This is a genomic window from Glycomyces halotolerans (assembly GCF_054779575.1).
On record NZ_BAAGXZ010000004.1, the window covers coordinates 78,065 to 91,866 of the forward strand.

Below are 13,802 nucleotides of genomic sequence, written 5' to 3' on the forward strand. Positions count from 1 at the left end.
GCACGGCGATTCGTTCGGCCTCGAGCGGCCAACAGCAAAGAATACCCGCCTGTCCGGCCGATCGTCTCCCTTCGGCCCCGGCCGTCTCTAGGCTGAGCGGAACGGACATAACACGCCGGCAACAGTGCCTTGACTGTGGCTGAACGCGATCGCTACCGTACAAGTGAATGTGAGTGCCCTCACAATGCGTGACTGGAGAGATGCACAATGATCAGAGAGAATTGGGGGACCAGAGTCGGGTTCATCCTGGCCGCCATCGGTTCGGCGGTCGGACTCGGCAACATCTGGCGTTTCCCCGGCGTCGCCTACGAGAACGGCGGCGGCGCCTTCCTCGTACCCTATCTGGTAGCCCTGTTGACCGCGGGCATCCCGCTGCTCATCATGGAGTTCACCCTCGGCCGCCGCTTCAAGGGCTCCGCCCCGGTGGCGTTCCGCCGTCTCAACAAGAACGCCGAGTTCATCGGCTGGTGGCAGGTCGCGATCTCCGTGATCATCGCCGTCTACTACGCCGCCATCATCGGCTGGGCCGCATGGTTCACCTACTTCGCGATCGGCCAGACCTGGGGCGAGGACACCGAGAACTTCCTCCTGGCGGACTTCCTGCAGGCCGGCGCCATCGACGACTTCGGCACCTGGCTCCCCGACCTGACCATCGTCCTGGCCGCCGTATGGGCCGTGACGCTGTTCATCATCGCCGGCGGCGTCCGCAAGGGCATCGAGACCGCCAACAAGATCTTCATCCCCCTGCTGGTGCTCATGTTCGGCGTGCTCGTGGTCCAGGCCCTCACGCTCGACGGAGCCGTGGACGGCCTCGGCGCCTTCTTCACCCCGCAGTGGGACCAGATCGGCAACGCCCAGGTGTGGGTCTCCGCCTACGGACAGATCTTCTTCTCCCTGTCCATCGGCTTCGGCATCATGATCACCTACGCCTCCTACCTCAAACGCAAATCCGACATCACCACCTCCGCCTTCACCGTCGGACTCGCCAACTCCTCGTTCGAACTCTTCGCCGGCATCGGCGTCTTCTCCGTCCTCGGCTACATGGCCCTGCAGAGCGGCACCCCGATCGACGAACAGGTCAGCACCGGCGTCGGACTCGCCTTCATCGCCTTCCCGGCGATCGTGAACACCCTGCCCTACGCGGCCGGACTGTTCGGCGTGCTGTTCTTCGCCAGCCTCACCATCGCCGGCCTCTCCTCCCTGATCAGCATCGTGCAGGTCCCGGTGGCCGCCGTCGAGGACCGCTTCGGCGTCAGCCGCGGCCTGTCCACCCTCCTCGTCGGCGGCGCGCTCGCGTTGACCTCGCTCGCGCTGTTCCCGACCGTCAACGGCCTCATGCTGCTCGACGTCGGCGACTTCTTCATCAACCAGTTCGGCATCGCCGTGGCCGCTCCGGTCAGCATCGTCGCCGTGGTCTGGCTGCTGTGGAAGTGGAAGGACCTGCGCGAGAACGCCAACGCCACCTCGATCTTCAAGATCGGACCGATCTGGCTGGTCTGCCTCGGCATCATCACGCCGCTGATCCTCGGCTACATGCTGGTCCAGAACATCACCGACGTCATCACCGGCGACGAGGCCGTGGCCACCTACTCGGAGAACCAGACCATCGGCTGGTCGATCGCCGGAGGCGCCCTCGCCTTCGGCATCATCCTGGCCCTCATCCTGCGCCGCAAGGACGTGCCGGAACTGGTAGACGAGGCCGAGGTCGAAGGCGAAGCCACCCTCACCAGCGGAAAGGAGGACAGCCGATGAGCGCCACCGCCATCACGATGATGATCATCGCGATCGTCATCATCTTCGGAGGCCTGATCGTCTCCGCGATCACGCTGATGACCCACCCCGAGGAGCCCGACTCCGACGAATGACCGCGAGCGAGGGGCCGAACCGCGGTTCGGCCCCTCGCACCGACCGCTCCGAGGACACGCGCATGAGCACACGGGAGACATGGGGCACCCGCGCCGGGTTCATCCTGGCCGCCGCCGGGTCGGCGGTCGGACTCGGCAACATCTGGCGCTTCCCCGGCGAAGCCTACGAATTCGGCGGCGGCGCCTTCCTGCTGCCGTACCTGTTCGCCTTCGCCACCGCCGGCATCCCCCTGCTCCTGCTCGAATACTCCATCGGCCGCCGCTACCGGGGCGGCCCGCCGGCGGCCTTCCGCCTGCTCTCCCGCCCCGCCGAAGGCATCGGCTGGTGGCAGGCCGCCGTCGCCTTCTTCCTGGCGACCTTCTACGCCCTCGTCATCGCCTGGGCCCTCAGCTACGTCTGGTTCTCCTTCGACCTCGCCTGGGGCGAGGACGCCGCCGCCTTCTTCGGCGGCACCTACCTCGGCGCCTCCGAAGACCCGCTCGCCTTCGGCCGGTACCGCCCCGGCATCCTGGTGCCGCTGATCGTCGTATGGGCCCTGGTCCTGCTCATCATGGCCGGCGGCGTCCGCAGAGGCGTCGAACTCGCCAACCGGATCTTCATCCCCCTGCTGGTCGTCCTCTTCGGCGTCATCGTCGTCCGCGCCCTCACCCTCGACGGCGCCGCCGAAGGCCTCGACGAGTTCTTCACCCCGCGCTGGGACCGCATCGGCGACTACGAGATCTGGATCGCCGCCTACGGCCAAGTCTTCTTCTCGCTGTCGATCGGCGTGGGCACCATGATCGCCTACGCCTCCTACCTGCGCCGCAACTCCGAACTGTCCACCACCGCCGTCACCGTCGGACTGTCCAACTCGGGCTTCGAGCTCATGGCCGGCATCGGCGTCTTCGCCGTCCTCGGCTTCATGTCGGCCCAGACCGGCACCGCGATCGGCGACCTGGTCGACGTCGGCGGCGGCGTGGCCTTCGTGACCTTCCCGACCATCCTCAGCGAGATGCCCGGCGGCGCCTTCGTCGGCGTGCTGTTCTTCTCCAGCCTCGTCGTCGCCGGCATCTCCTCGATCGTGTCGATGGTCATCGTCCCGTTCTCCTCCATCGAGGACCGCTTCGGCTGGCGACGCCGCAAGACCCTCCTCCTCATCGGCGTCCCCATGGCCCTGTTCTCGATCGCGGTCTACCCGACCGCCAACGGCTCCCACATGCTCGACGCGGTCGACTTCGCCGTCTCCGGCTACGGACTCATCCTCGCCGGCCTGGCGACGATCGTCGCCGCCTTCGTCACCGGCCGCCTGCCCGCGCTGGCGGCCGACGCCAACCGCACCTCGATCCTCAAACTCGGCTGGATCTGGTACGCCTGCCTGGCGCTGACGGTCGCGGTGCTGGTGTGGACGGTCGCCTCGAATCTGCTCGACCAAGGCCGCGACCTCTACGGCGACGACGGCGCGCTCAACCCCTTGATCCTCATCAACTGGGTCGTCGGCGGCTTCGCGATCGCCTTCGGGGTGATCATGGGCCTGATCATGCGTCGCCGACCGCTGCCCTCCGAGCGGTCCGACGAGCCGGCGCTCGACCCGCGCTGAATCGCTCGAGCCACAACGGCCACATCCGTCGCGGATGCGGCCGTTTCCATAGGTATTGATGGAAATTGATCGGTCTCAGCCCTTGTGCAGGGAGTTCAATAACTGTTAGGTTAGTTTTCAGTTAACAAGGTGGCCAGTTAAGTCACCGCGGGCCACCGCCTCCAATTCCCCCTGAGAGGAGTGACAGATGCGATTGAAAAGACGCCTGACCCTGCTGCTCGGCGTGGCCGCCGCGGCGGTCCTGTCGGCGACGATGGCGAGCCCGGCCCTCGGCCACGGCTACATCTCCGACCCGCCCAGCCGCAACGCGAACTGCGCCAGCGGCGCCGTCTCCAACTGCGGAGCGATCCAGTGGGAGCCGCAGAGCACCGAAGGGCCGAAGGGCTTCCCAGCCGCGGGACCGGCCGACGGCCTGATCTGCGCCGGCGGCAACGAACGGTTCTCCGAGCTCGACGACCCGCGCGGCGGCACCTGGCCCGCCACGAACGTCTCGTCCGGCTCGCGCACGTTCACCTGGACGATCAAGGCCGCCCACGCCACCGACAAGTGGGAGTACTTCATCACCCGCGACGGCTGGAACCCGTCCGGGACGCTCAGCCGCGCGGACCTGGAGTCCACGCCGATCTTCACCGACCACGACGGCGGTCAGCGCCCCGACTGGTCGGTGACCCACAGCGTCAACCTGCCGAGCAAGTCCGGCCGCCACCTCATCCTGGCAGTGTGGACCATCGCCGACACCGCCAACGCCTTCTACTCCTGCATCGACGTCGACTTCGGCGGCGGCAGCGGCGGCGGAGGCGGAGGTGACGACGACGGCGACGGCGATCCCCCGCCCGCCGGCGACTGCACCGCCCCGGTCTGGGCGTCCGGTTCCGTCTACACCAGCGGCGACATGGTCACCCACGGCGGCTCCGAATGGCGCGCCCAATGGTGGACCCGCGGCGAAGAGCCCGGCACCACCGGCGAATGGGGCGTCTGGGAACACGTCAGAAACTGCTGATCCCCACCCGGTTCCGGACGGCCGGTTGACCCCGGCCGTCCGAGCCGCTACCATCGTCCCGGCCTCTGTAGTCGACGTTGGGAACTCCCTTGAAGCTGTAATCGCAGGCACCGCGCCTCAGATCCGGTGAAGCCCGCGAGCCGTCCATCGGCCCGGCCCCCACCCGCAAGCTGAGCGTCTGCGATCGAGGGACTCCCATTCCCGGCCGTCTCGCGCCGTCTTCCTCCAGATTCCCACCGGCGCGGTGCCTTCTCAACCGATTCCTTTCCACATCGGACCTGAGAGGGACGCGCATGTCCACCTTCATCACCGTCAACCGTCTGAGCTTCGCCTGGCCCGACGGCGATGCGGTCTTCGACCGGCTCGACGCCGTCTTCTCCGACGGGCGCACCGCCCTCATCGGCGACAACGGCACCGGCAAGTCCACGCTGCTGCGCCTCATGAGCGGCCTGCTGCGACCCGACTCCGGCTCAGTCCACGTCTCGGGCCTGATCGCCTACCTGCCGCAGGACCTGCCGCTGCGTCTGGACGACACCGTCGCCGATCTGCTCGGCATCCGCGCCGAACTGCGGGCACTGAAGGCCATCGAAGGCGGGGACGCCGCCGAGGAGCACTTCACCGTCATCGGCGACGACTGGGACTTCATCGAACGCGCCCGCCTCACGCTCGACGAGCTCGGCCTCGACCACATCGGACTCGAACGCACCGTCGCGACGCTCTCCGGCGGCGAATCCATGCTCGTCGGCCTCGCCGGCAGGCTCCTGCGGCGCCCCGACGTGCTGCTGCTCGACGAACCGTCGAACAACCTCGACCGATCGGCGCGCGAGCGACTCTACGCGGCGATCCGCCGCTTCACCGGCACGCTCCTGGTCGTCAGCCACGATCGGGCGCTGCTCGACCGCGTCGACGCCGTCGCCGAGCTGCACGCCGGACGCATCCGCACCTTCGAAGGCGACTTCGCCGCCTACGAACGGGCCATCGCCGTCGAACAGGAGGCGGCCGAGCGCGCCGTGCGGGACGCCGAATCGGAGCTCTCGCGACAGAAACGCGAGTTCACCGAAATGCAGACCAAGCTGGCCCGCCGCGAGAAGACCGGCAAGAAGAAGTACGCCAACGCCCCGGCCATCATCCGCAACGCCAAGAAGAACCAAGGGGAGGCGACCGCCGGACGGATCGGCACGGCCATGGCCGAGGACGTCGCCGAAGCCAGAGCGGAACTCGAGTCCGCCAAATCCGAAGTCCGCGACGGGGCCGCCATCAACATCGACCTGCCGGAGACCTCCGTCGGCCCGCACCGCGACATCGTGCGCCTCGAAGGCCACCGCGCCGGAGACCTCTGGGCCGACGGCATCGACCTGCACCTGCGCGGACCCGAACGCGTCGGACTCACCGGCGACAACGGCTCAGGCAAGACCACGCTGCTGCGGGCCGTCGCCGAGGCCGCCCGCGTCCCGCACGGCTTCCTCACTCAGCGCCTCGAACTGCTCGACGACGACGCCACCGTGCTCGACAACGTCCGCTCGCTCGCCCCCGACGCCGATCCCACGCTCCTGCGCACCCGCCTGGCCCGCTTCCTGCTGCGCGGCGAAGCCGTCTTCCACAAGACCGCCACGCTCTCCGGCGGCGAGCGGCTGCGCGCGGCGCTGGCGACGGTGCTCTCGGCCCGTCCCGCCCCGCACCTCCTGCTGCTCGACGAGCCGACCAACAACCTCGACATGACCTCGATCCGGCAGCTCCAGCAGGCCCTGCGCGCCTACGAAGGGGCCCTCCTCGTCGTCAGCCACGACGAGGCCTTCCTCGACGGCCTCGCCCTCACCCGCCGCGTCCGCCTCGAACGCGGAACCGGGATCGTGGACGACACGAGCGCCGGGTTACCGGGAAACGGCTGATCCCGGGTCGATACTGGGCATCCGACCATCGACGATCGGAGCCGCCATGTATTCACGAACGCGCGGGCTGTCTGCTGCCGTCGCCCTCCTCGGGCTGACGGTCGCGTGCGGAGACGGCCCTGATGAAGAGCGCGATGCCGACGAAGACGTCACCGGGCAGGTCCGGTACGCCGACCTCCAAGTGCTCGACCCCTGGGCCGACATACTCCCCGACGCGGGCGGCGACGCGGACGTCACGACCGACCCGGGCACGGTCGACGAGGGCACGACCGTCGACCTGGTCGTCGAGGGCCTGCAGCCGAACACCGAGTATCCCGCGCACATCCACGCGGGCACCTGCGACGACGAGCCTCCGGGAGGCGATCACTGGTCGTCCGATCCCGACGCCGACCTCCACCCGGCCGGGCCGACGCACGTCCACACGTACGTGATCACCGACGAGGGCGGGCTCGGCACGATGACCGACGGATCGGACCTGGCCGTGGACGACCGCGCCATGAGCATCGTCGTCCACGCGAGCGGCTCGAACGATCTGCTCCAACAGGCCGGTTCCAGCCGCATCCTGTGCGGCGATCTGGAACCGGAGTAGCGACCCGAACCGGCGAAAAACACGTGGCCCGACGGCATGGCGGTCGCGTATCCTTGACGATCGTCATGCCCAGCAGCACCTCGAAATCCCGCACCAGCCTGCGCGAACGCGTCTTCGCCCTGCGCACGGCAGATCAGCGCGCCCTGCGCAGGCGCCTGCGCGAAGCCCGCGAACTCGAAGGCCCCGCCCGCAAGGCCGCCTTCGAGGCCCTCGAAGCGGACGTCGAGGCCCGCGAGGCACGTCTGGCCGCCCGCGCCGCGAACGTGCCCAAGATCGTCTACCCCGATGAACTCCCCGTCTCACAGCGCCGCGACGACATCGCCGCGGCCGTCCGCGACCACCAGGTCGTCGTCATCGCCGGCGAGACCGGTTCGGGCAAGACCACGCAGATCCCGAAGATCTGCCTCGAACTCGGCCGCGGCGTACGCGGCATGATCGGCCACACCCAGCCCCGGCGCATCGCCGCCCGCGCCGTCGCCGAACGCATCGCCGACGAGCTCGGATCCCCGCTGGGCGAAGCGGTCGGCTGGAAGGTCCGCTTCACCGACCAGGTCTCCGACTCCAGCTACGTCAAGCTCATGACCGACGGCATCCTGCTGACCGAACTCCAGCACGACCGGCTCCTGAGCGCCTACGACACCATCATCATCGACGAGGCCCACGAACGCAGCCTCAACATCGACTTCATCCTCGGCTGCCTCAAGCAGATCCTCCCCAAACGGCCCGACCTCAAAGTCATCGTCACCTCCGCGACCATCGACCCCGAGCGGTTCGCCCAGCACTTCAGCGACCGCGACGGCGCTCCCGCCCCGATCCTCGAGGTCTCCGGCCGCACCTACCCGGTCGAGGTCCGCTACCGGCCCCTGGTCGACGAGGACGAGCAGCGCGACCAGACCGACGGCATCCTCGACGCGGTCGGCGAACTCAGCCGCGAAGGCGACGGCGACATCCTCGTCTTCCTCTCGGGCGAACAGGAGATCCGCGACACCGCCGACGCCCTCGAGAAGGCGAAGCTCCGCCACACCGAAGTCGTGCCGCTCTACGCCCGACTCTCCGCCGCCGAGCAGCACCGGGTGTTCTCCTCCCACACCGGCAGACGCATCGTCCTGGCCACCAACGTAGCCGAGACCTCCCTGACCGTGCCGGGCATCCGCTACGTCATCGACGCCGGCCACGCCCGCATCTCCCGCTACTCGGCCCGCACCAAGGTCCAGCGCCTCCCCATCGAGCCGATCAGCCAGGCCAGCGCCAACCAGCGCGCCGGCCGCTGCGGCCGCGTCGCCGAAGGCATCTGCATCCGCCTCTACTCCGAAGACGACTTCAACGCCCGGCCCGAGTTCACCGACGCCGAGATCCTGCGCACCAATCTCGCCAGCGTCATCCTCCAGATGACCGCCGCCCGCCTCGGCAGGGTCGAAGACTTCCCGTTCGTCGACGCACCGGACGCGCGCAACATCAAAGACGGCATGGACCTCCTCGTCGAGCTCGGCGCGCTCGAAACCGAACGCGGCCGGGCCCCCAAACTCACCCGCACCGGCCGCGACCTCGCCCGCCTCCCGATCGACCCGCGCCTGGCCCGCATGATCCTGCAGGCCCGAGAAGAAGGCTGCGTCCACGAAGTCGCCGTCATCGCCGCCGCCCTCTCCATCCAGGACCCGCGCGAGCGCCCAGCCGACAAGAAGGCCCAAGCCGACCAGGCCCACGCCCGCTTCAACGACCCCGAAAGCGACTTCACCGCCTACCTCAACCTCTGGAAATACCTCGACGACGAGCGACGTTCCCGCTCATCGAGCGCCTTCCGGCGCATGTGCAAACAGGAATACCTCCACTACCTGCGCATCCGCGAATGGCAGGACCTGGTACGCCAGATCAGCAGCGTCCTCAAAGGCCTCAAGATCCCCGCGCAGCCCGTCACCCCGCCCCCGGACAACCGCCGCATCCACACCGCACTGCTCGCCGGCCTGCTCTCGCACATCGGCGTCAAGGAAGCCGACAAACGCGAATACCTCGGCGGCCGCGGCGCCAGATTCGCGATCTTCCCCGGCTCGGGACTGTTCCGAAAGCAGCCCCGCTGGGTCGTCGCCGGCGAACTGGTCGAGACCAGCCGCCTGTGGGGCCGCATCTGCGCCAAGATCGAACCCGAATGGGTCGAACCGCTCGCCCAGCACCTCGTCAAACGGTCCTACTCCGAACCGCACTGGTCCAAAAAAGCCGGCGCCGTCCTCGCCTTCGAACGCGTCACCCTCTACGGCGTCCCCATCGTGCCCCGCCGCAAGATCAATTTCGGACGCATCGACCCGGCCGCCAGCCGGGAACTGTTCATCCGCCACGCCCTCGTCGAAGGCGAATGGGAGACCCACCACCCCTTCTTCCAGCGCAACCGCGCCAAGATCGGCGAAGTCGAAGAACTCGAGAACCGCGTGCGCCGGCGCGGCCTCCTCGCCGACGAGCAGACGCTCTTCGAGTTCTACGACCAGCGCCTCCCGGACGACATCGTCTCCGGCCGCCACTTCGACTCCTGGTGGAAGCGACAGCGCGACAAACACCAGCTCGACTTCGACGAGACCCTCCTGCTCGGCGACCGCGCCGAAGCGGTCGCACCCGAGCACTACCCCGAGGTCTGGACCTCCGAAGGCGTCGACCTCGAACTCGACTACGAATTCGAGCCCGGCTCACCGGCCGACGGCGTCACCGTCGAAGTCCCGCTCCCCGCCCTGCAGCAACTCGACCAGGACGCCTTCACCTGGCAGGTCCCCGGGCTCCGCGCCGAATTCGCCGAAGCGCTCATCAAGAGCCTGCCCAAGAGCCTGCGGCGCAACTTCGTGCCCGCCCCCGACTTCGCGAGCGCCGCCGTCGCCCGCATGGACCCGCCCGAACCCGGCCGCCCCCCAGGCCGCCCCATGACCGCCGCGCTGGCCGAGACCCTGCGGGCCATGACCGGCGTGAACGTCCCCGAAGACGCCTTCGACCTCACCAAGATCCCCGGTCACCTGCTCATGACCTTCCAGGTGAAGGACGAGGACGGCTCAGTCCTCGCCGAAGGCAAGGAACTCGGCGCGCTCCAACGCCAACTGGCCCCCAAGACCCGGGAGGCCGCCGCCGACGCCGCCCCCGAACTCGAACGCACCGGCCTGACCGAATGGGACTTCGACGAGCTGCCCAAGATCCAGGAGACCCCGCGGAGAGGCTACGTCGCCAAGGCCTACCCGGCGCTCACCGACGAAGGCGCGACCGCGGGCATCACCTGCTTCGCCGACCCCGGCGCGCAGGCGGCCAACATGTGGGCCGGGACCCGGCGGCTGCTCCGACTCGGCGCCCCCGACCCGCACCTCAAAGAGGCCCTCACCCGCAACGAACTGCTCGTCCTCGCCACCGGCCCCTACCCGAACGTCGACGCGCTCCTGGACGACTGCGTGCGAACGGTCCTCGACAAGGTCCTCATCGAGAACGGGGGACCGGCCTGGAACCGCGACGGCTTCGAGACCCTCCTCAAACGCGCCCGCCCCGAGATCGCCGGCGAATCGCCGACGGTCGCGCGCAAGGCCGCCGCGACCTTGACGCAGGCCCGCGAGGCCTCGAAACTCCTCGAAGGCAAATTCGACTTCGCGATGCTCCCGGCGATGAGCGACATGCGCCGGCAGCTCGAGGCCCTGGTCGGCCACGAAGGCTTCATCGGGGCCACCGGCTGGTGGCGCCTCGACGACCTCACCCGGTACGTCCGCGCCATCGTGCACCGAGCCCGCCGCCTCAAAGACGACGTGTCCGGCGACAGAGCCAAAATGGACGCCGTCCGGGCACTGGAAGCCGAATGCGACGCCCTCGCCCGGTCCCGCCCCGCGGCGATGCGCACCGCCGAAGGCCGCGAACTGCGCTGGATGCTCGAAGAACTGCGCGTCAGCTTCTTCGCCCAACCCCTTGGCACCCGCTACCAGGTCAGCGAGAAACGGGTCCGCCGACTCCTCCAATCGCTGTAACCGGACACCACCCGGCCGCCCGACACACCGACGGGGCGGAAATCACCGCCGACTCCGGCCCGAAACCCGGCCGCCTGTCGTACCGGCGTTGCATGATCATGGAATCGGAGCCCGACCACACCGTCAGGCGGACCCGGACACCGGAATCCCGTCCCCACCGCTCCGGCACCGCGGACGTTCCCGAAGGAGCACGACGTGTCGCACGACAACGCCATCGAAACCGAGGGCCTGACCAAGCACTTCGGCCCCCTGGTCGCGGTCGACCGAGTCGATCTGACCGCCCGGGCCGGCACGGTCCTCGGCGTCCTCGGCCCCAACGGCGCGGGCAAGACCACCATGGTCCGGATGCTCGCCACCCTCTCCGCACCGACCGCCGGAACCGCCCGCGTCGGCGGCTTCGACATCGTGCGCGACGCCGCACGCGTACGCTCCCTCATCGGCCTGACCGGCCAGTTCGCCGGCGTCGACGAACTGCTCACCGGCGAAGAGAACCTGCTGTTCATCGGCCGCCTCCTCGGGGTCGGCCGCCGCGAGGCACGAACCCGCGCCCGTGAACTGCTCGCCCAGTTCAACCTCTCCGACGCCGGCGACAAAGCCGTCAAGACCTACTCCGGCGGCATGCGCCGCCGCCTCGACCTGGCCGCCAGCCTCGTCGGGCGGCCCCGCATGCTGTTCCTCGACGAGCCCACCACCGGCCTCGACCCGCGCGCCCGCGGGGAACTGTGGGAACTGGTCCGCGCGCTCGTCGCCGACGGCACCACCGTGCTGCTGACCACCCAGTACCTCGAGGAAGCCGATCAGCTCGCCGACGACATCGCCGTCATCGACCAGGGCAAGGTCATCGCCACCGGCACCCCCAACCAGCTCAAAGCCAAGATCGGCGGCCAGACCCTCCGCATCCAGCCCGAAGATCCCGCGCAGCTCGAACCGGTGCGCGCCCTCGTGGCCGAACGCTTCCCCGAGGTCGAACCGCTCATCGAGGCCGGAGTCGTCACCGTCGGCGTCAACGACGACGCGATCATGCCCGCCCTCGCCGCCGAAATCCGCGACCGCGGCATCGCGCTCACCGACTTCCACCTCGGCCTCTCCAGCCTTGACGAGGTCTTCCTGACCATCACCGGCCACCGAGCCGAGTCCGAAGACGACGACCAGACCGAAGACGAGGACCAGCAATGACCACCGCCGCTCTCGACGTCAAACCCGGCATCACCGGCTCGGCCGGCCTCGGCGCCACACTCGGCCAGATCCTCTCGATGGCCTGGCGCCAGATGGTCCGCATCAAGCACAATCCCTTCGAACTGGTCGACCTGTCGCTGAGCCCGGTCATGTTCCTGCTGCTGTTCGTCTACGTCTTCGGCGGACAGATGGCGGGCTCCACCACCGAGTACCTGCAGTACGTCCTCGGCGGACTCATCGCACAGAACGCCATCTTCCTGACCATGTACACCGGCACCGGCATCAACGCCGACCTGCGCAAAGGCGTCTACGACCGGTTCCGGTCGCTCCCGATCGCCCGCTCGGCGCCCTTGGCCGGCAAGATCTTCGCCGACCTGTTCAAACAGGTGTGGTCGGTCGCGGTCATGCTCGGGCTCGGCGTGATCATGGGCTTCGAACTGCGCAGCCTCGCCGGGGCGCTGGCGGCGACCGTCGTGATCGTGGTGTTCGCGCTCGCCATCTCCTGGGTCTCGGTGCTGATGGGCGTGCTGGCCGACTCGGAGGAGAAGGTGCAGATCTACTCCTTCGTGGTGATCATGCCGCTGACGTTCACCTCCAGCGCCTTCGTCGACACCAGCACGATGCCGGGGGTACTGAGCAGCTGGGCCGACGTCAACCCGGTGACGCATCTGGCCGACACCATGCGCGGCCTGCTCTCCAATGGCCCGATCGCCGAGCCCTTGATGTGGACGGCCGTGTGGGCCGCGGTCATCCTCGCCGTCACCGCCCCGCTGGCGATGCGCGCCTACAAGAAGAAGATGGTTTGACCGGGGTCAGGCTCGGGTCAGTTCCGGGTGGGGGACTGAGACGGTGGGTTTCGGGGTGCGGGGCCTGGCCTGGAGTTGGCTCGCCACCGTCGCGCCCAGGGCCACGGCGAAGCCCGCGGTCTGCCACGGTGTGAACGCCTCGCCCAGCGCCAGCCATCCGACGACCGCCGCCGTCAGCGGCGACATCAGCCCCAGGAAACTCAGCGGCACGACCGAGAGCCTGCCGATGCCGCGGAACCACAGCCAGTAGCCGAGCGCCGTGTTCACCACGCCCAGGTACAGGTAACCGGCCGCGTTCGTCGCCGTCAGCTCCGGCAGTCCGCCTTCCACCAGGAACGCCACCGGAAGCAGCAGCAGCCCGCCTGCCGTCAGCTGCCAGCCGGCCAGTGCCGCCGGACCGGCGTCCCTCGGCAGACCCCAGCGCTTGGTCAGGACGACCGCCACGGCCATCGAGACCGCGCCGCCGATACCCGCCGCCGCCCCGACCAGGTCGAGCCCGGCCTCGGCGGTCAGCACCACCAGCGCCACGCCCGCCACTCCCGCCAGGCCCAGCAGCCAGGTGCGAGGCCGCACCCGCCGGCGCAGGATCAGGATCGCGGCCCCGGCCGTCGCCAGCGGCCCGACCGCCGCCGCCACGGCGGCCACACCGCCCGGCAGCCGGTAGGCGGCCAGGAACAGCAGCGTGAAGAAGGCCGCGATGTTGAGCGCGCCGATCACCGACGCCTTCCACCACCACTCGCCCCGCGGCAGCCTCCGCGCGATGAACATGAGCAGCAGTCCCGCCGGGAGCGCTCGCAGCAGCGCGGTCAGCATCGGCCGGTCGGGCGGCAGGAACTCGGTGGTGACCAGGTAAGTCGTGCCCCACATCGTGGGTGCGAGGGCGGTGAGAGCGATATCGCGGGTGCGCGTGGGCATGGGGACTCCTC

General features: G+C 68.9%; 10 protein-coding genes. 9 read left to right on the plus strand and 1 reads right to left on the minus strand.

Going from position 1 to position 13,802, the window contains the following annotated elements:
- Positions 1-207: 207 nt before the first annotated feature.
- The 9 genes from ACYVL2_RS05225 (at position 208) to ACYVL2_RS05265 (ending at position 12,876) form a co-directional block, all read left to right on the plus strand.
- Entirely contained in the window at positions 208-1,752 is a 1,545-nt protein-coding gene (locus ACYVL2_RS05225; RefSeq protein WP_460540893.1) for a sodium-dependent transporter, read from the plus strand.
- Entirely contained in the window at positions 1,749-1,865 is a 117-nt protein-coding gene (locus ACYVL2_RS05230) for a methionine/alanine import family NSS transporter small subunit (RefSeq protein WP_460540895.1), read from the plus strand. The genes ACYVL2_RS05225 and ACYVL2_RS05230 overlap by 4 nt, the downstream gene beginning before the upstream one ends.
- 62 nt (positions 1,866-1,927) lie before the next feature.
- On the plus strand, positions 1,928-3,442 hold the full coding sequence (locus ACYVL2_RS05235) for a sodium-dependent transporter (protein WP_460540897.1): 1,515 nt from the start codon (positions 1,928-1,930) through the stop codon (positions 3,440-3,442).
- Between the two features lie 187 nt (positions 3,443-3,629).
- The gene (locus ACYVL2_RS05240; protein ID WP_460540899.1) at positions 3,630-4,442 is read left to right on the plus strand and encodes a lytic polysaccharide monooxygenase; all 813 of its coding nucleotides are present in this window, start codon (positions 3,630-3,632) and stop codon (positions 4,440-4,442) included.
- Between the two features lie 293 nt (positions 4,443-4,735).
- On the plus strand, positions 4,736-6,331 hold the full coding sequence (locus ACYVL2_RS05245) for an ABC-F family ATP-binding cassette domain-containing protein (RefSeq protein ID WP_460540901.1): 1,596 nt from the start codon (positions 4,736-4,738) through the stop codon (positions 6,329-6,331).
- A 46-nt stretch (positions 6,332-6,377) separates the two neighbouring features.
- Positions 6,378-6,920: a hypothetical protein gene (locus ACYVL2_RS05250; protein ID WP_460540903.1), complete on the plus strand. Its 543-nt coding sequence runs from the start codon at positions 6,378-6,380 to the stop codon at positions 6,918-6,920.
- A 65-nt stretch (positions 6,921-6,985) separates the two neighbouring features.
- A complete protein-coding gene (gene hrpA, locus ACYVL2_RS05255; RefSeq protein ID WP_460540905.1) occupies positions 6,986-10,894 on the plus strand; it encodes an ATP-dependent RNA helicase HrpA in 3,909 nt (1,302 codons plus the stop codon).
- 195 nt (positions 10,895-11,089) lie between these two features.
- Entirely contained in the window at positions 11,090-12,070 is a 981-nt protein-coding gene (locus tag ACYVL2_RS05260) for a DrrA family ABC transporter ATP-binding protein (protein ID WP_460540908.1), read from the plus strand.
- Positions 12,067-12,876, plus strand: coding sequence for an ABC transporter permease (locus ACYVL2_RS05265; RefSeq protein ID WP_460540910.1), 810 nt, complete (start codon positions 12,067-12,069; stop codon positions 12,874-12,876). The genes ACYVL2_RS05260 and ACYVL2_RS05265 overlap by 4 nt, the downstream gene beginning before the upstream one ends.
- Positions 12,877-12,882: 6 nt before the next feature.
- Here ACYVL2_RS05265 and ACYVL2_RS05270 read toward each other — a convergent pair whose 3' ends face one another.
- Positions 12,883-13,791, minus strand: a complete 909-nt coding sequence (locus tag ACYVL2_RS05270; RefSeq protein ID WP_460540913.1) for an EamA/DMT transporter family protein — start codon at positions 13,789-13,791, stop codon at positions 12,883-12,885.
- Between the last annotated feature and the right edge of the window lie 11 nt (positions 13,792-13,802).